We start from the raw sequence: 23,216 nt of genomic DNA, 5'->3' as shown, positions 1-23,216 counted from the left end.
ATTAAAGCGATCCACCATTTCATATACTAGAGGAGAGATTAGGAATGCCTACGCCATACCCACTTCAATTTCAACCAGAGTTCAAAGAACGTGTATGGGGAGGTCGCGCGCTGGAGCAATTCGGCCTGACACCACCTGAAGGACATATAGGAGAAGGCTGGATGATTGCGGATCATCCCAATGGTACAACCAAGGTATTAAATGGACCACTTGCTGGAAAGGGCCTCGATGAAGTTCGTGAACAACTAGGCACAGCATGGCTTGGAACCAAAGGAGTTTCGGAAAAGGGCGGACGATTCCCCCTTCTGATCAAACTGCTTGACTGTAACGATGATCTGTCCGTACAAGTTCATCCAACAGATGATTACGAAGCGCTCCCTCCTGGCGAGCTTGGCAAAACGGAAATGTGGTATGTGCTGGATGCCAAACCAGGAGCACATATCATCTACGGTTTGAATGAAGGCGTTAATCGTGAAGTACTGAAGGAAGCGCTGGAGAATGGTACCGTCATGGATACCCTTCGTCAAGTACCTGTAGAGGCTGGAGATACATTCTTTATCCCTGCGGGAACGGTACACGCTCTATGCGCAGGTGTCGTTGTTGCTGAGATTCAGCAAAACTCGGATACAACATACCGGATTTACGATTATAATCGTCCAGGCCTGGATGGCAAACCACGCGAGCTGCATGTTGAAGATTCATTGAATGTAACGGCTTATGAGGGTGCTGGCGCCACGACGATGAAAACCAACAACGCAACTCCAGGTGAGTGGCTGAAGCTTGCGGAATGCCCTTATTTTGTAGTGGAAAAAGGGGTTGTTACAGAACGTTGGGAGCTCTCTACAAGTACTGAAAGCTTCACTATTCTTGTGGTCTGTGAAGGTAGCGGAACGCTGGAGTGGGATAACGCGGAATCGGATAAAATTGAATTGGAAGCTGGACAATGTTACTTACTGCCTGCCAACCTGGGCTCCTATACGCTGGATGGTAACACTACTGTTCTTCGTTCTTATTTGCCTTAATCGAGTAATCAAATATCTATTCAAGGTACTTTCCCTGAATTGAACTGGCTTTAATGTGACCTGTGAAGGAGGATTTACACGAGATGCAGGAATCTACCTTTAGCCTGATTGGCGATGAAGGTACCCGTATTCATGTGTACCGCTGGCTTCCCGATCCGGAGTGCAACATCAAAGGTGTGGTCCAGATTGCACATGGCATGAGCGAGACTGCTGCCCGATATGCTGAATTTGCCCAACATCTCACCACGCACGGCTACGCGGTCTACGCGAATGATCATCGTGGTCATGGGAAAACGGTAGAAAACTCGAATTTGTTGGGTAATGCCGGCGTCGATGCTTTCCGCTGGATGGCGAGTGACATGATGAATCTGGGCGAAGTTGCCGCCAAAGAAAACCCTGCTATGCCCCTCTTTCTGATGGGGCATAGCATGGGGTCGTTTTTGGTACAGCATCTAATGTATGCTGGCCACGAACGTTACCATGCATTTATTTTGTCCGGTACCAATGGCAAACGTGGTCTTCTTCGTATTGGAGAGAAACTGGCTTTCTTGCAGTGTGGCATTCAGGGGACTGGTCATCCAAGTATGCTGCTTAATGCGCTCGTATTTGGCGGATTCAATCGTTCTTTCCGTCCGGCAACAACGCCGTTTGATTGGCTGTCTCGGGACCCCGAGGAGGTCAAGCGGTTTATTGATGACCCTTTGTGTGGAGCCGTCTGCTCCGCAGGTTTTTTCCGTGACTTTTTCAAACTGCTGTTGGACATTCACTTGCCACGCAACATGAAACGTATTCCCAAGGATAAGTCTGTATATCTGTTCTCGGGTGAACAAGATCCAGTGGGACTTCATGGCAAAGGAGTGCTTAACCTGGTCTCCCAATATCGGGAGCTTCAGCTTGAGGATATTGAATACCGCCTCTATCCGGGGGGACGCCACGAAATGCTGCATGAGACGAATCGGACTGAGGTTGCAGGGCATGTCATGGAGTGGCTGGAGAGGCATACGCCCGACTGCAGTGCCCATCATTCCACAGTACATGTAGAAACCTCCGATTCCGTATAATGCGATACAAATTACTTATACAATGACGAAAGCCCCTGAACGGGTGCACAGCATACACTGTGCTCCGCGTTCAGGGGCTTTACTTTTTTTATTTATAAGATGGCAATTTAATGTTAAGCGTTATGGATTACCCTTCGATCAGCAAAGACTCTGGATCTTCAAGCAATTCTTTCACCGTCACGAGGAAACGTACGGCTTCGCTACCATCAATGATACGGTGATCGTAAGACAGGGCGATATACATCATCGGACGGTTCTCCATCCGCTCTGCATCAATCGCTACTGGACGAAGCTGGATTTTGTGCATACCCAGAATACCTACTTGAGGTGTATTCAAAATTGGTGTGGACAACAGGGAGCCAAACGTTCCGCCATTGGTAATGGTGAAGGTTCCTCCTTGCAGATCAGACAATGCCAGCGTGTTGGAACGCGCTTTGGACGCCAGGTCAGCAATGCTTTTCTCGATCTCAGCAAAGCCAAGACGATCTGCATCACGTACAACCGGTACGACAAGGCCTTCTTTGGCAGATACCGCAATACCGATATCATAGTACTTTTTGAGTACAACATCTTCGCCATCAATTTCCGCGTTAATGGTTGGGAACTTTTTCAGTGCGCCTACAACTGCTTTGGTGAAGAAGGACATGAACCCGAGATTGATTTCATGTTTCTCTTTGAACTTGTCCTTACGACGTTTACGAACATCCATGATTGCCGTCATATCCACTTCGTTAAACGTAGTCAACATCGCTGCAGTCTGCTGTGCTTCTACCAGGCGTTTCGCAATGGTAGCACGACGACGGGACATACGTTGACGCTCTACTGGTTTGGTATACGTGGAGCCACCTGCTGCCGGAGCACTAGGTGCTGCAGCGGGAGCTTTAGCAGGAGGCGCTGAAGGAGCGGCAGCCTGCGTGCTGTGAGTTTTCACATCATCCTGATAAACCCGGCCAATCGGATCCTTGCTCTGTACCTGATCCAGCTCAATACCACGCTCACGTGCAAGTTTACGAGCAGACGGTGAAGCTGTCTTCGAGCTGCTATCCGAAGATTCCGGTGCTGCAGCAACGGGTGCTGGCGGCGGAGTTGCGGTTTCCGGTGCAGGAGCAGCTGCTTGTTTCTGCTCCGTCGCTGCTGGTTGGGAAGCGGGCGCGCCGCTTCCCCCTCCAGTTCCTGCCGAGAGTGTTCCAATCGTTTCACCGATTTCTACAGTCTCGCCTTCCTGGCGAACAATTTTCTCAAGAACACCGCTCTCTTCAGCACTGATCTCGATATTTACTTTATCCGTTTCCAGTTCCAGAAGAACATCACCCTGATTAACGGTTTCGCCTTCTTTTACCAGCCATCTGGATACGGTTCCTTCCGTTATCGACTCACCCATTGCAGGTACTTTAATTTCACTCACAGCTGTTACCTCCCCAGTGGAATATTATTCTTCGTCGTTTGCTTCAATGCGGATGTAATGATCTGTTGCTGTTCCATGCCATGCACAAGTTGATAACCGCTGGAAGGACTCGCATGTTCCGGGCGACCTTCGTATTTAACGGTTGTTCCTTCTGGCGCGATTTCACGAAGACGAGGCTCCATGTATGTCCAGGCACCCATGTTTTTGTTTTCTTCCTGTACCCACACCAGCTCTTTCAGCTTGCTGAAACGTGCAAGTACACGCTTGATTTCTTCCGCCGGGAACGGATACAGCTGTTCGACACGAATAATGTGAAGCCAAGACCAATCTGCTTTATCTTTCTCAAAAGCATCTTCCAGATCGATAGCGATTTTACCACTGCACAAAACAATGCGCTCTACGCGATCCGGTTTTGTGCCCAATCCTGCTTGCTCAAGCACAGGCTCAAACTTGCCTTCGCTGAACTCTGTTGCAGGTGAAGCGACACGAGGATTACGAATGAGACTTTTCGGCGACATCATAACGAGCGGACGAGCATCTTCCGTTTCAGTCAACGAAGCCTGACGACGCAACAGATGGAAATATTGCGATGCACTTGTCAAATTCGCAACGGTCATATTGTCTTCTGCACAAAGCTGCAGGAAACGTTCCAGACGAGCACTTGTATGCTCAGGTCCCTGACCTTCGTTCGCATGCGGGAGCAGCATGACCAGACTGGATTTTTGTGACCATTTGGCACGGCCGGCAGATACGAATTGGTCAAAAATAACCTGTGCACAGTTGGCAAAGTCTCCGAATTGTGCTTCCCAGATTACAAGCGTATCTGGTGAATAGACGTTATATCCGTATTCGAAACCAACAACGGACTCCTCAGACAACGGACTGTTGTAGATGGCAAAAGATGCTCTTGCCTGTGGCAGATGATGCAGTGGGCAGAATTTCGCACCGTTCTCGGAGTCATGCAACACCAGGTTCCGATGGGCAAACGTTGCACGCTCTGCATCCTGTCCACTGATCCGGATTGGTTTGCCATCCGCAAGAATGGTAGCAAACGCAAGCGTCTCTGCAAGACTCCAGTCTACTTTCTCGCCTTCGTTCAGAGATGTGCTTCTGCGCTGCAAAATACGCTGCAACTTCGGATACACATTAAAATTCTCTGGCCATTTCAGCAAATCGGCGTTAATTGTCCGCAGATTTTCCAATGGTACCGCAGTTGGAATAATCGAAACGGCTTCTGGCTCGCTAATTTGACGTTGGTAATATTCATGTACTTCATTGTTCTTCATCTGCTCATATGCTTCTTTTAAGCGGCTCGTCACAGCTTCACGAATGCTGTTGATGGAGGCATCGTCGATAACCGATTCCTCTTTCAGATGATCCTGGTACAAGTGACTAACCGTTGGATGAGCTTTTACTTTGTCATACACAGTCGGCTGTGTTGTTTCTGGATCATCCGTTTCGTTATGACCATAACGACGGTAACCGATCAGGTCAATCAGGAAGTCCTTTTTGAACAGGTTACGGTATTCTGCTGCCATACGAATAGCTGCGATACATGCATCCGGATTGTCAGCATTGACATGCACAATCGGAATTTCATATCCTTTGGCAAGGTCACTCGCATAATACGTTGAGCGTGAATCGCTGCTGTCTGTTGTGAATCCAAGACGGTTGTTCACAATAATATGAATCGTTCCGCCATTTTGGTAACCAGGCAATGCTTTGAAATTGAGCGTTTCTGCTACAATACCTTCCCCAGGGAAAGCCGCATCACCATGCATCAGAATAGTTGCTGCTTTGGTTACATCCTGCTTCGGATATCCCGGATCACGGCGGTCGTCCTGTGCTGCACGTGCAAAACCCTGTACAACTGGGTTTACATATTCCAGGTGACTTGGGTTATTTGCGAGCGTAAGACGCGCTTGTACTGTTTCGCCGTCTTTTACATAACGGTTTGCACCCAGATGATATTTGACATCCCCCGTCCAACCGTAATTGATTCCTGTTGACCCTTCGGAAGGAACCAAATCCTTGTTCGGAGAATGATGGAATTCGGAGAAAATTTTGCTATACGGCTTGCCCAGTACATGAGCAAGTACGTTCAAACGACCACGGTGAGCCATCCCCATCAAAATATGGCTGGAACCTGCGTGTGCCATAATTCGGACTGCTTCATCCAGCATAGGGACAAGCACATCGTTACCTTCAATGGAAAAACGTTTTTGCCCAACAAATGTTTTGTGGAGGAAATCTTCAAATTGCTCCACTTCAACCAAACGTTCCAGCAAAGCTTTACGCTCCTCTGGATTAAGCGGTGCCGGCGAAGTACGAGATTCTGCACGGCGGTTCAGCCATTCCCGCTCATGAACTTCATGCACATGGCTGAATTCATAAGCGATAGGACCAGTATATATTTGCCGCAGGCGCTGGATGGCATCCAATCCTGTTACCGTCTGTCCATCTGCACCTTCCCAGATCAGGGAAGCTGGCAGAGCTTTCAAATCTTCTTCGTTCAATTCAAAATGCTTCGGTTCAAGCAAAGAAGTATCTGAATCTTCACTGATTCCAAGGGGATCAATATCGGCCGCAAGGTGACCATAGGTACGAATATTCATTACCAGTTTCCCTGCTGTAACCGCTTTCTGTAATAGTTGAATATCCACGCTTCCGGAAGCCTTTTGGGCGTTGCCAGAATACGAGGCTGTATGTGCATCCCTGCCAGACATCGGCGGTGCACCCCATTGTTCAAATAATTCACGATAAGCCGGTGTAACTGCACCTGGGTCTTGGGAGTATAATTCATATTGTTCCTGTACGTATCCCATATTCGGGCCATAGTAACTTTCCCAGGGTTTCTTGTTGCCTTCCTCGATCGTCATCGACGTTCCCTCCGTCTTGATTTAGTCATAAGTTTTTGACGGAAATCATTGACTAAGCCGTAATTTGCGTTCGTTCAACATTTTAAGCTAAATTTTTCATGAAGTCCAATAATCGTGCTGTTGGTGGTAGTAACGTTGTTCCGACGCTCCCGTCAAGGTTTGTCTGCGTTTTCAAAATCATAGTAAACTGATGATTGTATATACCGTCGCACAGATGTCGAATACTGTCCTGATCCGTTCGAGGGTTACACCTTCCTCAACTTTTTCAAGTGAAGTCCGTGTTCTAATATCTATTCTATAAACTTTTACGCTCAGGAGCATTTCCTATTTTTAGTTCAATTGATGCATAAATTAGATGAATCGAATAATTGGAACATTTCCGACCCACAAATGTGCTCTGATTGTATGGCGTTTTGTTGTTAATCGCTTATCCTACGATGGTTTCTGCACATTTTCAGGTTTCGCCCGATTTGCAGCCTCCTTATTTAGAATTGTGGTCCATAATGTCCAAAAACAAACCGTCAAGATAAATATTAACCATTTGGCTTGGTATTCAACAAGAAAATGGGTATTTCTTGCAATTCAATGTTATAAATCAAAAGCCGCCTGTAATGCGTAAAAGCATCCGGGCGGCTTCTTTTAGACTTAGTTTATTTAAACTGACAGACTTTTTATTTTTTTAATGTGGTACCTGAGACTGAAAATCGCTCCGGCTGGACTGATCTGCATGGTAAAAGACCACATCGCCATCCTTTAAGGGCCAAGTTCTACCTTGACTGTCTAGACTGTTGTTAAAACCTTCCATCTTCCACTGATTCATCAGTGGAGCATAAATGTATTGCAGGTGTGGAGCTTCTGTATTCCCATCTCGAAGTGTCTCGATATTAAAGTTGACCACGATATATCCGTCCTTCAGAAATACAGAAGCCTTTTCATCCAGTTGATTTTGTCTGGCAAGCGATTCGAGATTGGTTCCCTTCGCCACGGCGTATACATCTGCAGGCAGGCTGTATTCTCCGTACCAACGCTGGATCGCCGCATTCGCTCGGTCCACACTAACACCCGAAGGAATGTCTGTCTTTGGTCCAATCAGTGTACGAATGGAAGCGGGCAGAATCATCCAGTCATAGCGGCCTACCCACGTTTTCTGGTGAGAGGTTTGATCTACAAGCGTAACCATATAATCGGCGAGCGATCTCTGGTTACGTTCATCGGCTGTCAGTTCATACGTATACTGATAACGCGCTGTATCCCCCAATTCCTTACCGGGTACATTACGCAATCTCGAGTTCAGGACAACAAACCGTTTCTCCAAATCCTGCGCCGATCCTATCCTGATAAGTCGCTCTTGACCGCGGTGGTAGTAAAGATCGACTTCTTGTCTGGAAGAGCCGTCTTTGCTCACAAAGTAGAATGTTGGAGTAATTCGAACACCATCCTGTTTGCCAAACATATTGCCTTTTGTTTTCAGGTCGAACTTGATATGGTAACCCGTTTTCACCGCAATATTACTGAAACCCTGCACAGGATGACTGCCTGGGCGAACAGGTAACACGAATGGTGCCAGATTCCCTCGCGGATCACCATCAATACTATTAAGTCCTGTCCAGTAGCTCACCCCTGTCGGCTCTGAACTCCCGAGCTGATTGCGGAACACATTTTCCCAATTATAATCGGCGATATCCGTAACGTGAAAATCATACAATCGCCCAATAACCTCCACCGGAACCGTATCTGCCGCAACATGATGGGTCAGATTCGTGTTGGCATCCTGCTGTTCGGTGAATGTCGAAGGAGCATTTTCCGCAATATTGCGAAATTCAATTCGGTAATGTCCTTCATCCACCCATACTGGAAGATAGAAAACGGTATCCAGTTGGTTGACCGGAATGTCCACCCAGGTCTTAGCTGGAATGAACTGACTCCTATCGGCGTTATAGACGTCAAATGGGAAACGAATCTGCTTGATGCGAAAATACTTGGCATAGTCCCTATTGCCATAACCCGGGTAACTGGTTACGTCCAGATGCTGCCCTGAGGTCGGGATGCGCACGATAAACGGTCGTTCCAAAATAAGCGCCGAACTGGTCGGATCAGGCACTGTTTTCTGGTTATGTGGTTGATCATCAGACACCCATGCGTAGTTAACGACAGGCGTGTGCACCGTTACAGAATTGATTCCTTGAATAGAAAACTTCTGATTCTGACCGCCTTTAATGTTGCCAGGAATCAAGCCATATGCGATCTCGCCCGTTGTCGGTTGGTCCGCCTTGTTGACCAGTGTATTCTGAATAGTTAAACGATTCTGGTACAGCACGTTGTCGCCGATCATATCAGGCTGAGGGATTGTCCCAGGTCGCGGAGCAGTCTTATCCATCGAAGCAGGATCCATCACAGTGGTACCGTTAAACACTACCTTGTCATTATTTACAGTGTTCTCTTTGACCTCAGTCTCCGCTTTGGATTGGAATAATGACGTCTCATCAGGTGTAGGCGGCTCGCTGTCACCGCCTGACTTTGTTTCAGTGCCAAGATCGATTTCCTTGCAAGGTGCAGGTTTCACATGTGCGGTAACGGCATCATCATTAGCCGATTGTAAGGTCGGCGGTGTATATCCGTTTGGAGTCAGCGTTACTGTACCACCGTAGCCACCAAGTGCATAATTGGATATCGTAGCTTGATTTAGCTGGTAGACTTCCAAATTATCAATCTGCCAATAACTATATTGTCGGATGACCTGCATTGGTTTTTCCACAGGAACGTCTAGTTCCTTAGGTTGTGGAGGTGTGCCTGGATCATTCGGTCCTGTCGAGGCTCTGCCCGGAATCGTCCATGTTTTGTGATACTTCTTTTTTACGTTAACCGTATAAGTCACTGTTCCCGTCATGTTCACCCAACGGTGCTGGAACAAGTATCCTTTAGCCATGACATTTGCATAGAGATCTTCAGAAGTCGGGATGCCACGGGTAACATCAAACTTCTCAGATCCCCGATCATCAGCTTTCAGCACGCCCCGGACGGAGGGGTCCATGACAGCCGATTCGATCAACGCTCCTTTATTAGGTGGACTGATGGTCACGGGGCAACCCACAACACCACCGCCGTTACCTGGATCAGTTCCCCCGTCTCCTCCGTTGCCTGTGCAATCCTTTACATCTAACACCTGCGTTCCTTGCTCATCCAACTGCTGGGCAGTGTCTAAAAATCGTGCAGTGATGGTGGTGCTGCCGACGATACCTTTGATCGTCATTTTCCCATCTGCACCTATGGTCGCTACTGCTGGATTGGAGCTTTGCCAGGTCAATTTGGGATGAGCGGTAAGCTCATGAACAGAAAGGTCTGACTTGGTTAGGATAGCTTTAGCTTGCAGCGGTGTAGCTGTGTCTGCTTTACAGCCGTTTGGCAGGTTCACAATGAGTCCTGGTTCGGACGTTACCGTAATGTCAGCCGTATCCGAGATGAGGTATGTACCGTTGTTCCAGATTGCACGTACAAAAGCAGTACCCGGCTTTTCGGCCTTCACCATTCCGGTTTTGGGTTCAATACTCACAATACTCGGATCGGATGACCACCAGGTGGTTTCAGCTTCGCGCCGACTTACGTCGATGCCTTCACTAAATTGAGTAGCTCCATAGTTTTTCGTTTTAACTTTGGCTACCATCTGTTTGGTTTCTCCAACCGTTAGGGTGGAATCTGGGGTTACGTCGATTTGCTTTTCTTCTTCGAGATCCCCTTCCCAGATGATGTCCATTGGAGTGTAATAAACTACATTGTATTTTGGACATCCTTCCGTTGTCTCACCACCATTTAAAAAAGGTTTCTTTTCAGTCGGGGTATGGTAGCCTCCAGTAATTGTCCTTATTGCTACAATAGTAGACGGAAATGGAGGACTTGGGTCCCCTACGCCAGTATAAGAATTTTGATCTGCTCTACCTTGATAGTCAACATCATGTATTCGAACATTTTTAATATTTGTTGCATCTACTTTGTTTCCATTGTAGTCAGGCCAACTTTCTGGAGGCCATTTACTGAAATCAACATTATCAGGTATTTCTTTAGCTTCAGGATATGGACTCGAACAACTTCCTACATTTCTCGCATAGGTTGGCCCTCCCGCATGTTCAGCTTTGAATCGCCCGTCATCGACTTGGTACCAGTACACTCCTGGTGTTCCTATAGTAGGTGTTGCTAAGACCGTGACTTTATGAGGATTTTTCATTGATTTTGGCCCATACTGATCTGTTGCTGCATTAATGATATTAACGGGAAGAATGAAATTAGCTAATAATTCACTAACACACACAGCTATCAAAATGAGACTAAGGAAACGTTTATTTATTTTGTTCACCACCCGAATCAAGCTATCTTTGAATTTTAAACGCTCCTTCTGTATCAGACTTCAAAAAATAGGACCAAGACTTATTTCTTAAAGTTGATGTAATCCAAAATCTTGTTTCAGCACCCTTTTTAATCAGTTCACCGGAATTCATGGGTAACGTTGTAAAGCCATTCTGTTTTGCCAATTCCAAATCTAAGCGATTAAATTGTATAAGAGAATCGGAAAATCCCTTGTTAAATGTTAATAAATTTGATTCTTCTAAATTTGAAGTGAAAGAAACATCAGAAAATGTTTTATACGAACCAGGAACATAATTTTTCTCCAATAGTAATGAGGCATAAATACCTTTTGGTGTGCTCTTAGTGGTATCTACGACTATTAGTCGATGTATCTTCATTACACCAGATTTGTTAGTTAAGGTAATGTAACTTTTGGATAAGTCTGAAATATTAGCAGAACCCGAACTATACTTATAATTACTAATCGTCTTTAAATTCGTTCCCGTTGTACCTACCTCACGCATTTCATTCAGATCACTGTACTTTCCTGCATCCGTACCCTCGACATCCATATAACGCAGCAAAATGGCAGACACTTCAGCTCGCGTTGTTGGATCAGCAGGCTTCAAGGAACCGTCCTCAAATCCACCGACAATGCCAGTCCCGCGAACAAGTGCAAGATAAGGAATTTGTTCTGCACGAATCGTTCCCCGATTCACTTCAGGAGTAGGTAGCAGTGTATTTTTGGTATCGTCAAAAGCATCCTGAAAACTCGTTCCCGACTTGACCAGTCCGTTCGCAATCCATTTCATCATCTCGTAGCGTGTCAGCTCGGCATTGGGGTTGAATCCTTTCGGATAATCATTAGCGTTAATAAAGCCTTGGCCTACCAACTGTGTCACAGCTGATTCAGACCAGTGTCCCTTGAGATCAGCAAAAGGATTCTCGCCTTGTACCTTTTCCAAGCTGGTTGCACGGCTGAGAAGTGTGGCATACTCACCACGGGTGATTTTGGCATTGGGACGGAACGTACCGTCCTGGTAGCCAGAGATCAGATTTTTATCATAGGCTTTAACAATTGTAGCTTGCGCCCAGTGCCCTTTGATATCTTTGAACTTCGTAAGTGCAGAAGCCATTGTGCCCGCTCCATTCGTGCTTGTAGCAGCATCCACAGTAGACACCAGACCCACGGTTCCAGTAGTCAGCAGCGTTCCTGCCATCAAAGCCGTCGTCAACAAACTTACTATCAACACATTCCTTTTTGATTTCCTAACGTTTGATCTCATCTGCTTCTTCAAATCTACTCACTCTCCTATGTACCTTAGTATGGGGCAAATTTCTGCTTTTTCAGCACTCGTACTACTCTTCAAGCCAAAACCTAAATTTGTCATAATCATCAATATTCTACCATGCAAATCTAGGCTATTGGTATTATTTTTCAGCAATCCCCATCACTACAAGGCCTGCAACCTCCCCTTCCAAAGACCCAATTCACCCCTAAAAACACAAAAAAGGCCACGAATCCGCAGATTCATAGCCTTATGCTTTAAGGTGTCAGTCCTATTCATTTGAAAAAATTGTAATCTATCTATCACAGAATAAACGATTCTGTTCCATTTGACCAGTCCTAAAATTCAAATCAAGTAGGTTTGTTAATCATATACTCTGCAAATGGCGTCAACGATAACGCTCCGACCTCTTCCATAGTAAACCATTGTGCGCCCAGTGAATCTTCGCCATCCGGTTCCCTTTTGATCTCATAAGGCCGACTTTCGCTTGTCAAATATACATCGTATAGAATTCCAATATGGTGCAGCTCTTCCGGCTCGCCTTTGTACACCCACTCCAATACGTTCGATTCCGCAGAACGAATCACCAATTGTAGATTCGACAGGCCCGTCTCCTCTTCAATCTCACGATGAAGGGCGGTCTCCGGTTGCTCACCAAATTCCAACCTTCCTCCAGGCAAATCCCATTTCCCCATATAGGCTCCTCTTGCCTTACGAACTAACAGGACTTTTTGCTCCCAAGTGACTAAACCGTATACCCCCATGTGTGTGTACCGATCCACTTAAAGGTTCTTCCTCTCGTCTGAAAGATGCCTAACTTGCTCTTCCAGAGAGTTTCCCGCCTCTAGCGATAACCGGACAATCAGTTCTTCACCCTCAATCAACAATGCGGTTAGTCCTTTGTTCGAGCCAGATTGGTGATTCTCTCCGTTAGTCCAATACGCGGCTTCTCCCGACCGTACAGCTACCCGTTCGCCTGTCTCACCTTCCACCCAACCTTCCCCTTCAAGCACCAGAAACACCTGCTCACCCACTGCTGGATGCAAACCTACACTTCCTCCTGCAGACAGTTTCAGTTGTGCCACGTGGAAGGCTGTTGTGCTTCGGAGTATCGGCGTAATCTCTGCTCCCTCACTTCCATAAGCGGTAATGCTGCGACGATCCTCTGATTTGAGGCGATATATCTTCACTTCTTGTTCTCCTCTGCCACGGTATCCAGATCCAGAGCCAAACGAATCATATCGACGCAGCGAATACCATCTTCTATAATCTCTTCTTCATAATGTTTCACAAAAAAATCCCGATCGACCCCTATAATGCGAAAACCGCAGCGTTGATACAGCTTCAACTGATGAAAACTTGAGTTGCCTGTCCCAATTTCTATCGTTCGACCACCGAGCCTGCGTGCTGCTTCTATCGCTTCCTTGATCATGTGTTTGCCAACGCCCTGTCCCTGTAACTCTTCCTGTACGGCAATATTAACAATCTCTACCGTCTCTGGACGCGTCTTAAGCAAAACAAACTCTCCTACCATTTCTCCTTCATATTCAGCGATAAAACAAACACCGCGACTCAAATATTCGTCAACTATGGCTTTGGACGGATCAGCCATCAATAAAAGCTCATAAGGTTTTTCTTCTTCCCAGTCCAAAATCCGGAACGACAATTTCACACCAATCTCCACCTTTTCCTCGTACATATTCATTTACGTCCCGTTTGCAGAAGCCTATGTATGGCTAGATCACCAAATATATAACAACCTTCCGTATATAAATGTTTTGGTCTGAATTCATATTTTTCTCTTTTTATAACCTCGGGTTACTGCGGAACGATTTTTATACTTTATTTCAACCATCTAGTTCACCAAATCTATTAGCTATTCACCGCTCCAGCCTGATTTTGATAATGACGAATCACCATGCCAGATGCTTTTTGCATGCCCTGTTTCTCATAGAACTCCTGGAGTTCGTTATCGCACAAAAGATCAATCATATAGAGATCACCCAGACGATTAAACATACGCTTGATGAGATCTGTTCCGATACCTTTACCCTGATACTCCGGGAGCACTTCCAATAAGGGAATATATGCACTAAGAATTCCGTCTGAAATCGCTTGAATAAAGCCCACCACATTCCCGGTTTCTTCATCAACAGCCAGTTCGACAGCATAGGATTGCTCCAGCAACTTCAGGAAAGTAGCCGTAGAAGGAGGGTTTGGCCAACCTTCGAAAAAATCCCCTCTAAGTTGGTCGATACCTATTCCCTCCAGCGATTCACGAAATGTAATATCCATAATAGCAAGTCCTCTCCTTTTAAAAAGTAAACTTCATTATATCATAATATCTGGATATAAATATATAGAATTGGCTGATAAAATATGAGACATGCTTCAGATAGAAGCCTCATTTATTAGCTTTATTCAAGTAATCTGTTATAAAAGCAAAAAGTTCTATTCTACACGTTACTCACCCGTGCTTAAATGCTCGTGGATTAATTTCCATTCTCCGTTGATGCCTGCAACAAATACATTGGTAGCCCGACCTTTTCCACCAGCTGGCTCCCCTTGATACATTCCTTTCCAGTGATAGGTATAAATACAGACCGCCTGCTCTTCGCCAGTCGTAATCCACGTGACATCTTCTGCACGATACACCTCATCCTTGATTGTATTCCAAGCGTTTTCAAAATAAGCCCGAATTTCGTTAAGCGTAGTACAAGACGTTCCCGTAAACCAATATACGGCATCCGGTGATAACCATTTGCTTACCTCATCAAACTCATGTGTATTGGTCGCTGCAATGTATCCTTCCAGCGCATGCTGGTATCCCATAATTTCTTCCTCCTCCTGAGCGTCTTGAATTACTTAACTTCACTCTGTTCAAGAACCGAATCGCTATACACCATAAACGTCTCTTTCAGGGTACGTCCGGTTGATTTCTCCCAGATCACACTCCGCTCAAATGTACCTGCTTGAAAAAATCTCGGGAAACGTTCCGCAAACCAATCCTGCATAGGCAGTTCAAGCGCTTGACCTAAAGACACCCACAACAGTTCACCTTCAGGCGGCTCGCTCAGTAGCTCCCCCTCATAAGAAGTAGCCACGTAGTTGAATACCATATAACGCAATCCTTGCTCCGGATCACAAAATTCATCAAGACCTTTGTATGTAATCTCTTTCACCACAAGTCCAGTTTCCTCTTTAACTTCTCGCACGGCACCATCCACAATACTTTCCGGAAAATCAACTTTCCCTCCAGGAGCAATATATCCAGGAAATCCTTTTCGGTTCGGTCGATTCATTAATAGTACCTGATTATTACGTTTGTCCCATACCATACACATCGTTAAAATCTCAGTTCTAGTGTCCATGTTTATCCTCCCAGTTGCCTTATACAAAACCTAATCCCTTGCAATTCACACATATTCACTCACTCGACAGAAGAACCTTCCAATCCTTGATTCCCAGGTGTTTTTCTGTCCTCTCCGCTCTTGTGTAATTGTTGAATTAAGCTTATATACTTCGTTGTACACTAACACTTCTGGTACATAGATAGATTCTCCTGCTTCACTCTCTATTCCGCATCCCTCTTAACTTTCCAATTATCTGCAAAGTCAATTTGGATATAAACGCATACGAAAGACGGACACCGGAAATTTCGGAAGCCCGCCTCTTTATGATGTATGCAATACTTTGCTTTTGAACCGAATATTGAATATACGACACTCAGCTCATGCCTGTAATTAACACCCGGCGCTCTTTCCACTCGGCACGGCGATAAGCCTGCAGCAGACCAAATTTGCGAATACTTGCTTTCGGCACCGATTTGTAAGGCATAACGACTGTAAAGTCCTCATCAAACGGCACAAAAGACAATCCTACTTTCTCATTGGAAAGCCACTCGGCCTGAATGGGCTGCCTTGAACAGGCATCGAAAGTAGAGCCCAGTCCATCAGCAAAAAAATCATAACGTGCAGCAGGTGTTCCGGGTTCCTCCATACAGAGAAAAAGGCTGAGCTGATCACAAAAAAGCATAATTTCCACATCATGTTTCAGCCTAAGCTTCAACGCTTCACCACCACCAATCTGCTGTTCCATACGTAACTGATGCTCCCGTTCATCGTTTAGATACTCCCTGATATCTTCATCATCATTGGCGTTAGCACCCAGATTGTTTTGAAACAAATCTGTATACATCATGCTGCACAACAACCCGGCATACAGGTTTTTCTCCCGAACCTCTTCAATACCTTTACGGTAAAATACAAATCGTGGACGTAGCGGAAAATCACGAAACGAATACGGTATCTGACTATAATCATTCCAGAATGGAGCAGAATCCAACTCAATCCACCCCCGATCATGCTCTTTTGCGGCAAGAATCAGATCTTCTCGATGTGCTTCATCAGTTAATAATTTCGTTTTCCAATGGGAAGCCATTTCTCCGGCTACTAGTCCATGCTCATGCTGTGCGGTCAAAACAAAATCATGCTCTCTCTCATATACGATCATTTGCTGTCACCCTCCCGCATGGTATACGTTGACTTTAACATAATTTGGTTTACAATTTCCTATAAGTTGCTTTTCATTCAACTTTCAGGGAATATACTAAGGAGCATCAATGTAAAGGTGTTGTCAGTTCCCTGAAATTTGGTACACTAATGATTGTGCCAACATAACATTACATACAGAAAGCGGGATCTCATGAATTTATACTCTCCTTACACCGAGTTTAACCGCAAGGAATGGGCTGACTTGAAGAAATATCAGACCACTCTTCCACTAACGAAAGCGGAATTGGAACAGCTAAAGGGATTAAATGAAGAGGTATCCATTCAAGAAGTTGAGGATATTTATCTACCTCTTACCCACTTTATTGACTTATATGCAGGAGCTTCACGAGAGCTGAATCGCTTAACGGCATCTTTTCTAAAAAAAGAAGCACATCACGCTCCCTACATTATCGGTATTGGGGGCAGTGTTGCCGTGGGCAAAAGTACAACTGCCCGCCTGCTCCAGGCTATGCTTGCAAGAGGTAAAGGAAATCCCAAGGTGGATCTGGTCACTACGGATGGTTTCCTGTATCCCAATGCTGTGCTGCAAGAGAAAGGCATCATGAACCGGAAGGGATTCCCGGAAAGCTACGATATCAAGTCACTGATTCAGTTCATGGGTGATGTCAAATCAGGCAAACCCGAAGTGATGGCTCCCGTATACTCCCATCTTGCCTACGACGTCATTGCAGGTGAAGAGAATGCCATATGTCAGCCGGATATCCTCATTATTGAAGGAATTAACGTGCTCCAGGTCAAAAAGGAAACCCCACTGTTGGTCAGTGATTTTTTTGACTTCTCCATCTATATCGATGCGGAAGAGGAGCATATCCGTCACTGGTACATTGAGCGTTTCAAGCTGCTACGCAATACAGCGTTTCAGAATGAGAATTCCTTTTTCCACAGTCGTTTTGCCAATCTGGAAGAAGATGAAGCTGTTCTTACAGCAAGTCAGATCTGGAAAGATATCAATGCCAAAAATCTGCACGAAAACATCCTGCCAACTAAAGGACGAGCCAGACTGATTTTGAAAAAAGAAGCGGATCATTCGATTCAGCGCATTCAATTGCGTAAGCTGTAAGCTGTAAGCATAATAACGAGCAGAAAAATTCTGCTTAATACTATTAAAAAGGAGACAAGACCACATGCAGACCTTGATTATACTTGGAAGTATCATGATGTTTCTTGCTGTTGCCCTTGGAGCATTCGGTGCACATGCGCTCAAACGCAGATTGTCTGCTGACATGATCAAAATATACGAGACTGGCGTTCAATATCACCTTGTTCACGGAATCGGAATTATCCTGCTCGGACTGCTCGCTGATCGACTGGAGCAGCCTTCTCTTGTGTTGCTGGCTGGATGGCTGCTATTCGCCGGCATCCTATTGTTCTCGGGCAGTCTGTATGTCCTAAGTGTAACTGGCGTTCGAAAACTGGGGGCGATCACACCCCTGGGTGGAGTAGCATTTTTGGTAGGTTGGGTAATGTTATTAGTCGCCGCTTTGTAAAACCAACATCGTAAACTGAAAAGAGTGTTCTAGCCGATCTTAAAAATCGCTGGAGCACTCTCTTTATGTTTAACTTCGCCATATACGGCGAATGCAGTGTGTGACTTTATCCCCCTGCTGTTTTTCCAGGACATATACATCAGGATTAGTTAGATTTTTCCACTCATCGAATCCAAAGGATGCATCATGGCTGCGAATGAGCAGAGATAACAGATTGCCGTGTGTAATCACAGCTCCGCTATGCTCCGGCCGGCTCCACAGCTCGTCCAGCACCTCAAGGCCCCTGGCTGTCGCGAAACGAGAAGATTCACCACCTTCTTCCCTCCAGTCTTCGTCCGTGTATGTACGTTCAAGCACATCCATCCAGTTATCCAGATGAAGGGTACTAAGCACCCTTTCTTGAAGACGTTCATCCGTATGTATATGTTGCAGGACAGTTTTGCCCAGTGGGGCAGCGGTTTGAAGTGCCCTTTTCCACGGACTCGACACAAGGTATTGTATAGAGTGCTCCGCCAACATCTCAGCAAGTTCTTCTGCCTGACGAAGTCCTTCATCCGTAAGCTCGTCGTCTGGTTCTTGCCCTGTTGCTTTGGCATGACGAATGAGATAAATAGACTGCATCGCCCTTCAACTCCTGTTGATTCAAATTACATTCAATGCTTCTCCAGATATTCGAGTGCAATTCGCATGTTCTCCCGGTCTTCCGAACGGCCAGATGAACTAAGAAAAGTAACATTATCCTCTGTCCACACGCCCTTTTGTTCTCCCAACCCAAGAAGCTGCTTCAAGCGGTTAACCGTTCCCGTACTGCCATCAATAATCTGAATATGATCTGGCAGAACCGTACGAAGAATCGATGTGTAAAACGGGTAATGCGTGCAGCCAAGCACAACTGTACCGTATAAGTTCATATCAAGGTCAGCCAGTTTGAGGCGGAAATACGCCGCAATCTTCTGTGGATCAAAGTCCAACTGCTCACACCACTCCACAAGTTCAGGTAATGGAATGGAATCGACACTGTGGTGATCATCCACTCGGGATACCAATTCATGATATTTCGTTTGACTCAAGGTCAGGGCTGTAGCAAATACAAGCACTCTTTTGCCAGTTTTTCGATTCATTTCCACTGCCGGTTTCACAGCAGGCTCCATCCCGATAACGGGGATATCATACTTGGCACGTAAATCCTTCACGGTCAGACTGGTCGCTGTATTACAGGCAATCACAATCGCTTGCACATTTTCCTGAACAATAGCCTCCACACAATTGAAGATATGTCCTCTAACCTCATCGGCGGACTTGGTCCCATAAGGAACATGTAACGTATCGGCATAATACAGAAACGCTTCTTCAGGGAATTGATGCAAAGCCTTATGCAAGACGGTTAAACCACCGATTCCCGAGTCAAAAAATGCAATTTTCTTCTTCAAGGGTTTCACCTCTATAACGTATTCTTTCAGGTTCCTGGAACCTCTCATTCCTGCTCATGATGACTGGGAGGTGAGTTATGTTATTCTACCTTTATTTTATACTGTCTGAGCCAGTCTTTGCCACTTTGCCAGCGTTCCACGGGATTACGCTCTCCGAGCAGCTCAGAACTTGCCTGAGCCATAAGCCATTCCTTAAGGCCATTATCTGCACTGGACTCCAGCTGCTGAATCAGGACGTTCAGTCCCTCTTCACCCGTATCCAGATCTGAGCATACGCGTCTGTATTAGCAGCAATATAATCACCTGGATTACTGCTGGTCAGAATCTCAGGTTCGTTCACGATTTGCTGAAGATTGCTTTCAATCTTCCAGCTCACGTTCTGACTTTCCATCTGATTCGAGCATGCTACCAACATCCATGCTGCACACAGCATCACCGTGCCGCTTGCAATACGTTTGCGAATCATGGAATCACTCCTGTCCTGTTCGAGAATCTTATGCTCATCCAGTTGAGTTAGACCAATACAGCAAAAAGCCGAATGATTCCCCTCGATAATCAATACACTCGACAAAGCTATGATCATAATTATACTCATCCCGATAGATACGGATATGCGCTACAATGACTTATTGCAGGTTCTTTTGTACAAAATGCCTAATCATTGCTGCAACACCAACTTTTGATTCCAGGTTTCAACGCAGCGGATTGATGCCCTTCATTTAACATAAATGAATGCATCTTTTATGACGAAGTCTTGATGCTGAAATCCACACCAAACTGGATTAGTCCCAGCTTCCGGGCAACAGTCTGCGAAGCTATATTATCCCACGATGTACTATAGATTGGAACCCGCCCGCTCTCTTTAACATGATACTGCCAGCACTTTACCGCCTCTGCTGCATAACCCTGTCCTCTGAAATTAGGCACCGTATTGAGACTTGCCTCAGCACCCTGTTTGGATACACGGGCTGAACAACATACAGCGACAGCCGAATTCTCAATAACATAAGCGGCAACGGGCATTTTTTCATGCAGACGCTCTATTAAATCAGGAAAATGCTCTTCCAGCAAAAAAGTACGATGACTCTCTATAAGCTGAACATTTGGACGCCATTCGCGGCACTTCTCGGGAAATGCATAGGCCGGGCCCATCCATACACTCTTCACTGGCTTAAAAGTCTCCACTCTCCGAATCAGCTTCGTAATATCGAGCGGAAGCTCAGTGTCACAGCCTAACTCCTCAATCAGAGTGAACGGCAACTGCTCATGATAATAGGAGCATTGCCCAACAGAGGTTATCCCAATAAATAAGGCTGGAGCCTGCCCACCATCCGGTTCATTAATATTTAACAGACGCTTCTGATTGTCCATCGTATACAATGTATCTGCCTGAATTTCCATCATATTCATGGGTGAAAGGATTGATATGGGATTCATAAATCCGGAATGAACCTCTGCAATATTGGTTCGCCTACACTTCTTTTCCCAGCGTCATGTTGCTTCAGAAAATCAATTATTAATCCTGATATCGTATATTTGCACATGGTCTATACCCCCTCATTAATTTCCATTATACGGTATATTCCGTGCAGATACGAATCCAATGTGCACAATTGCGAATACGAAATATACGAGAGGATTTTAAAGTCTAGACAATGATCCAATATAGTTTATTTAAAACTGCAGCACGGCTTTTTTCCATGCAACACCTAATTCAGCAACTGTCGCATAGCGATTCGCTCGCTCAGGGTCTACCGCACGAATAACCACCTGGTACAACGCTTCTCCCGCATCCCATCTGGCATATGAACGATCCAACTCTCCACCCAGCAGTGAGAAAGCCATCGCTCCCATGTTGAACACATTCGTGACTCCATCCATTGGCGCACCCAACTCTAATTCCTCAGGAGACATAAACCGGGATGATCCCCACATCCGTCCCATCGTATTCGTGAAAGAGCCCTTTCGATACAAATCAATATCGCATATTTTCATCGTTTGCTTGTCAAAATCATAGATCAGACTGCCATCGTAAAAATCAACGGCCACATACCCTCTACGCTGCACTTCGATGTGGAAATCCAAAATATGCTCCATCGCCTGAATACGCGTCTTTACCGAAAGTTGGCTGAATCGAAAATAGGGGGAACGAGGGTCCTCATACTTGGCTGGTGGTGGAAAATCCCAATGGGCATGTAGACATTCTCCTTCCACCCAATCAAATACACAAGCGTAGCCATGTTCCGTTGCAAAATGGTCTTTTAAATGAATCAATGTGTCATGTGCCAAATCTTCGTATATTGAAACGGATGATTTCAAATAATTAATCGCTTCGGCAGGCGCCCCTATACTACTCGCATGTATCGTGCGTGCTCCAGCATATTTCACGAATTTTCGCTCTCCGTCCCGACCCAGAACACCAAAGGACAAATTGCCGGAATCCTGCTGATCAAACACACGAAATACGGTACCCAGGCGCGCGATCCACTCGAATGAATGAGGTTCTTTCAACTCAAAAGAAATGCCGTCAAGTTCAAGCTGAACCGTGTCCGTCATATGTCATCACCCGCTTCAACATGCTCATCGCTCACATTCAAACGCTCAGCATAAAAGTACGTCATATGCGCTTCATCGTAGGCTTTTCCCTGAACGACCAGCGCATTACGCTCAATGCCATAGGTTTCAAACCCATACCGCTCATACAATCGCCTTGCTGACTCGTTTGTGGTAACCACACTGAGATTGATTTGCTCCATGCCTTCCAGTTCCCTGCCCCGATCCAACACTTCGCGGAGCAAGCGGGAAGCAAGTCCACATCCACGATAAGACGGTGAGACATAAACTCCCCAGATGTATCCTTTGTGCCTCAGCTTTAGTCCATGTTCTCTTTTGAACCCCATTGTCCCTGTGAGGATGCCTTCTTCTGTATATGCACCCAGAATGTAATCATCGGGTTCGGTATGTATGCGTTCCTGCACTTCACTCATGGGAAGCTGAATCGACATTTCAAATGAAGCCCCGAAGGCTTCCGGATGATTTTTCAGTGCTTCCAGCCGCAAAGGCCAATATTTCTCTGCCTCATCTCTTCGTATATTGCGAAGGATGAACACATTCTCCTTCTGACCTCCATTCATGCTTCAACAACTCCCTGCATGTCATAAGGATAATCGATCTGGAGCTTCACATTATCTGCGGCTTCCTGGCCTGCAAGCAAACCTACAACATAGACCCCAAGATCAATGGACGTCGCTACCCCGCCGGCTGTAATCACATTTCCATCTTTCACAATCCGGGTTTGAATCACCTCGGCAACATATGGCTCAAGCAGTTCATACACATTGGGATGCGTTGTTGCTTTTTTACCTGTTAAAAACCCAGCCGCACCCATCAGCAGAGAGCCTGTGCACACGGATACCTTTAGTGGAACATTCTCGGCCTGTCTCAGCCAGCCCACAAAAGCCTCATCGAATCGAAGCTTACGTGTTCCCATACCACCAGGCACAAAAACGAGATCATATTCCGCCAAATCAGGCTTCACCCGGTCCACCTTCAACGTTAGGCCTGATTCGTCCGTAACCTGATCTGTCATCGCACATGTTTCCCACGTCGTGCCTTTGGTTTGTTCAAAGAAATTCAACCGATTGATCACATCATAGAATCCTGCAAAATCAAGGAAAGTCAAACCATCAAACAAAACAAAAGCGATTTTCATATAAAAGCCCTCCATTATT

At 45.7% G+C, this 23,216-nt stretch carries 22 protein-coding genes; 4 read left to right on the top strand and 18 right to left on the bottom strand.

Annotated features, from left to right (window positions below; genetic code table 11):
• Positions 1 to 44 precede the first annotated feature (44 nt).
• Both AC3ITG_RS08890 and AC3ITG_RS08885 read left to right on the top strand, forming a co-directional pair.
• Positions 45 to 1,022, top strand: a complete 978-nt coding sequence (locus tag AC3ITG_RS08890) for a type I phosphomannose isomerase catalytic subunit (RefSeq protein ID WP_489253517.1) — start codon at positions 45 to 47, stop codon at positions 1,020 to 1,022.
• A gap of 83 nt (positions 1,023 to 1,105) precedes the next feature.
• Positions 1,106 to 2,083, top strand: coding sequence for an alpha/beta fold hydrolase (locus AC3ITG_RS08885; protein ID WP_489253516.1), 978 nt, complete (start codon positions 1,106 to 1,108; stop codon positions 2,081 to 2,083).
• A gap of 127 nt (positions 2,084 to 2,210) precedes the next feature.
• Here the strand turns inward: AC3ITG_RS08885 and odhB are convergent, their stop codons facing one another.
• The 11 genes from odhB to AC3ITG_RS08830 all read right to left on the bottom strand — a co-directional run bounded on the left by odhB (position 2,211) and on the right by AC3ITG_RS08830 (position 16,506).
• Positions 2,211 to 3,488 carry a 2-oxoglutarate dehydrogenase complex dihydrolipoyllysine-residue succinyltransferase gene (gene odhB, locus AC3ITG_RS08880; protein WP_489253515.1) on the bottom strand — a complete coding sequence of 426 codons (1,278 nt, stop codon included), beginning with the start codon at positions 3,486 to 3,488 and terminating at the stop codon, positions 2,211 to 2,213.
• A gap of 5 nt (positions 3,489 to 3,493) precedes the next feature.
• Complete coding sequence (locus AC3ITG_RS08875; RefSeq protein WP_489253514.1) at positions 3,494 to 6,367, bottom strand: 2-oxoglutarate dehydrogenase E1 component; 2,874 nt, start codon at positions 6,365 to 6,367, stop codon at positions 3,494 to 3,496.
• 679 nt (positions 6,368 to 7,046) lie between these two features.
• A complete protein-coding gene (locus tag AC3ITG_RS08870; RefSeq protein WP_489253513.1) occupies positions 7,047 to 10,586 on the bottom strand; it encodes a DUF5704 domain-containing protein in 3,540 nt (1,179 codons plus the stop codon).
• A gap of 142 nt (positions 10,587 to 10,728) precedes the next feature.
• The gene (locus tag AC3ITG_RS08865; protein ID WP_489253512.1) at positions 10,729 to 12,003 is read right to left on the bottom strand and encodes an S-layer homology domain-containing protein; all 1,275 of its coding nucleotides are present in this window, start codon (positions 12,001 to 12,003) and stop codon (positions 10,729 to 10,731) included.
• A gap of 341 nt (positions 12,004 to 12,344) precedes the next feature.
• Positions 12,345 to 12,776, bottom strand: coding sequence for an NUDIX domain-containing protein (locus tag AC3ITG_RS08860; protein WP_489253511.1), 432 nt, complete (start codon positions 12,774 to 12,776; stop codon positions 12,345 to 12,347).
• Positions 12,777 to 13,184, bottom strand: a complete 408-nt coding sequence (locus AC3ITG_RS08855) for a cupin domain-containing protein (RefSeq protein ID WP_489253510.1) — start codon at positions 13,182 to 13,184, stop codon at positions 12,777 to 12,779.
• The gene (locus AC3ITG_RS08850; RefSeq protein ID WP_371129116.1) at positions 13,181 to 13,699 is read right to left on the bottom strand and encodes a GNAT family N-acetyltransferase; all 519 of its coding nucleotides are present in this window, start codon (positions 13,697 to 13,699) and stop codon (positions 13,181 to 13,183) included. The genes AC3ITG_RS08855 and AC3ITG_RS08850 overlap by 4 nt, the downstream gene beginning before the upstream one ends.
• Before the next feature lie 167 nt (positions 13,700 to 13,866).
• Positions 13,867 to 14,289 carry a GNAT family N-acetyltransferase gene (locus tag AC3ITG_RS08845; protein WP_489253509.1) on the bottom strand — a complete coding sequence of 141 codons (423 nt, stop codon included), beginning with the start codon at positions 14,287 to 14,289 and terminating at the stop codon, positions 13,867 to 13,869.
• Positions 14,290 to 14,457: 168 nt separating this feature from the next.
• Complete coding sequence (locus tag AC3ITG_RS08840) at positions 14,458 to 14,826, bottom strand: YybH family protein (protein WP_489253508.1); 369 nt, start codon at positions 14,824 to 14,826, stop codon at positions 14,458 to 14,460.
• 29 nt (positions 14,827 to 14,855) lie between these two features.
• The gene (locus tag AC3ITG_RS08835; RefSeq protein WP_489253507.1) at positions 14,856 to 15,365 is read right to left on the bottom strand and encodes an 8-oxo-dGTP diphosphatase; all 510 of its coding nucleotides are present in this window, start codon (positions 15,363 to 15,365) and stop codon (positions 14,856 to 14,858) included.
• 355 nt (positions 15,366 to 15,720) lie between these two features.
• The gene (locus AC3ITG_RS08830; RefSeq protein WP_489253506.1) at positions 15,721 to 16,506 is read right to left on the bottom strand and encodes a DUF3891 family protein; all 786 of its coding nucleotides are present in this window, start codon (positions 16,504 to 16,506) and stop codon (positions 15,721 to 15,723) included.
• Between the two features lie 192 nt (positions 16,507 to 16,698).
• Here AC3ITG_RS08830 and coaA point away from each other — a divergent pair, with 192 nt between their 5' ends.
• The gene (coaA, locus tag AC3ITG_RS08825) at positions 16,699 to 17,628 is read left to right on the top strand and encodes a type I pantothenate kinase (RefSeq protein WP_024628283.1); all 930 of its coding nucleotides are present in this window, start codon (positions 16,699 to 16,701) and stop codon (positions 17,626 to 17,628) included.
• Between the two features lie 64 nt (positions 17,629 to 17,692).
• Positions 17,693 to 18,055, top strand: coding sequence for a DUF423 domain-containing protein (locus AC3ITG_RS08820; RefSeq protein WP_413376762.1), 363 nt, complete (start codon positions 17,693 to 17,695; stop codon positions 18,053 to 18,055).
• A 69-nt stretch (positions 18,056 to 18,124) separates the two neighbouring features.
• Here the strand turns inward: AC3ITG_RS08820 and AC3ITG_RS08815 are convergent, their stop codons facing one another.
• From AC3ITG_RS08815 to AC3ITG_RS08785, 7 genes are all read right to left on the bottom strand, one after another.
• Complete coding sequence (locus tag AC3ITG_RS08815) at positions 18,125 to 18,676, bottom strand: histidine phosphatase family protein (protein WP_489253505.1); 552 nt, start codon at positions 18,674 to 18,676, stop codon at positions 18,125 to 18,127.
• 32 nt (positions 18,677 to 18,708) lie between these two features.
• The gene (gene murI, locus AC3ITG_RS08810; RefSeq protein WP_489253504.1) at positions 18,709 to 19,533 is read right to left on the bottom strand and encodes a glutamate racemase; all 825 of its coding nucleotides are present in this window, start codon (positions 19,531 to 19,533) and stop codon (positions 18,709 to 18,711) included.
• A gap of 190 nt (positions 19,534 to 19,723) precedes the next feature.
• Complete coding sequence (locus AC3ITG_RS08805) at positions 19,724 to 20,068, bottom strand: hypothetical protein (protein ID WP_489253503.1); 345 nt, start codon at positions 20,066 to 20,068, stop codon at positions 19,724 to 19,726.
• A 158-nt stretch (positions 20,069 to 20,226) separates the two neighbouring features.
• A complete protein-coding gene (locus AC3ITG_RS08800; RefSeq protein ID WP_489253502.1) occupies positions 20,227 to 20,922 on the bottom strand; it encodes a GNAT family N-acetyltransferase in 696 nt (231 codons plus the stop codon).
• Positions 20,923 to 21,159: 237 nt separating this feature from the next.
• On the bottom strand, positions 21,160 to 22,041 hold the full coding sequence (locus AC3ITG_RS08795; RefSeq protein WP_489253501.1) for a serine/threonine-protein kinase: 882 nt from the start codon (positions 22,039 to 22,041) through the stop codon (positions 21,160 to 21,162).
• Positions 22,038 to 22,619 (bottom strand): GNAT family N-acetyltransferase, encoded by a 582-nt coding sequence (locus tag AC3ITG_RS08790; protein ID WP_489253500.1) that lies wholly within the window; start codon positions 22,617 to 22,619, stop codon positions 22,038 to 22,040. The genes AC3ITG_RS08795 and AC3ITG_RS08790 overlap by 4 nt, the downstream gene beginning before the upstream one ends.
• Positions 22,616 to 23,197, bottom strand: a complete 582-nt coding sequence (locus tag AC3ITG_RS08785; RefSeq protein WP_376032551.1) for a DJ-1/PfpI family protein — start codon at positions 23,195 to 23,197, stop codon at positions 22,616 to 22,618. The genes AC3ITG_RS08790 and AC3ITG_RS08785 overlap by 4 nt, the downstream gene beginning before the upstream one ends.
• Positions 23,198 to 23,216 lie beyond the last annotated feature (19 nt).

Source organism: Paenibacillus sp. GL_099_B, from assembly GCF_057835695.1.
Note: the sequence above shows the minus strand (reverse complement) of the source record. Positions and strands in the feature narration are given on the sequence as shown.

Bases quoted from the DNA above. Each gene is read 5' to 3' on its own strand.
- AC3ITG_RS08890 (WP_489253517.1), top strand. From the start codon at position 45: ATGCCTACGCCATACCCACTTCAATTTCAACCAGAGTTCAAAGAACGT.
- AC3ITG_RS08885 (WP_489253516.1), top strand. From the start codon at position 1,106: ATGCAGGAATCTACCTTTAGCCTGATTGGCGATGAAGGTACCCGTATT.
- AC3ITG_RS08875 (WP_489253514.1), bottom strand. From the start codon at position 6,367: ATGACGATCGAGGAAGGCAACAAGAAACCCTGGGAAAGTTACTATGGC.
- AC3ITG_RS08870 (WP_489253513.1), bottom strand. From the start codon at position 10,586: ATGAAAAATCCTCATAAAGTCACGGTCTTAGCAACACCTACTATAGGA.
- AC3ITG_RS08850 (WP_371129116.1), bottom strand. From the start codon at position 13,699: ATGAATATGTACGAGGAAAAGGTGGAGATTGGTGTGAAATTGTCGTTC.
- AC3ITG_RS08845 (WP_489253509.1), bottom strand. From the start codon at position 14,289: ATGGATATTACATTTCGTGAATCGCTGGAGGGAATAGGTATCGACCAA.
- AC3ITG_RS08840 (WP_489253508.1), bottom strand. From the start codon at position 14,826: ATGGGATACCAGCATGCGCTGGAAGGATACATTGCAGCGACCAATACA.
- AC3ITG_RS08835 (WP_489253507.1), bottom strand. From the start codon at position 15,365: ATGGACACTAGAACTGAGATTTTAACGATGTGTATGGTATGGGACAAA.
- AC3ITG_RS08830 (WP_489253506.1), bottom strand. From the start codon at position 16,506: ATGATCGTATATGAGAGAGAGCATGATTTTGTTTTGACCGCACAGCAT.
- coaA (WP_024628283.1), top strand. From the start codon at position 16,699: ATGAATTTATACTCTCCTTACACCGAGTTTAACCGCAAGGAATGGGCT.
- AC3ITG_RS08820 (WP_413376762.1), top strand. From the start codon at position 17,693: ATGCAGACCTTGATTATACTTGGAAGTATCATGATGTTTCTTGCTGTT.
- AC3ITG_RS08815 (WP_489253505.1), bottom strand. From the start codon at position 18,676: ATGCAGTCTATTTATCTCATTCGTCATGCCAAAGCAACAGGGCAAGAA.
- murI (WP_489253504.1), bottom strand. From the start codon at position 19,533: ATGAGAGGTTCCAGGAACCTGAAAGAATACGTTATAGAGGTGAAACCC.
- AC3ITG_RS08805 (WP_489253503.1), bottom strand. From the start codon at position 20,068: ATGATCATAGCTTTGTCGAGTGTATTGATTATCGAGGGGAATCATTCG.
- AC3ITG_RS08800 (WP_489253502.1), bottom strand. From the start codon at position 20,922: ATGAATCCCATATCAATCCTTTCACCCATGAATATGATGGAAATTCAG.
- AC3ITG_RS08795 (WP_489253501.1), bottom strand. From the start codon at position 22,041: ATGACGGACACGGTTCAGCTTGAACTTGACGGCATTTCTTTTGAGTTG.
- AC3ITG_RS08790 (WP_489253500.1), bottom strand. From the start codon at position 22,619: ATGAATGGAGGTCAGAAGGAGAATGTGTTCATCCTTCGCAATATACGA.
- AC3ITG_RS08785 (WP_376032551.1), bottom strand. From the start codon at position 23,197: ATGAAAATCGCTTTTGTTTTGTTTGATGGTTTGACTTTCCTTGATTTT.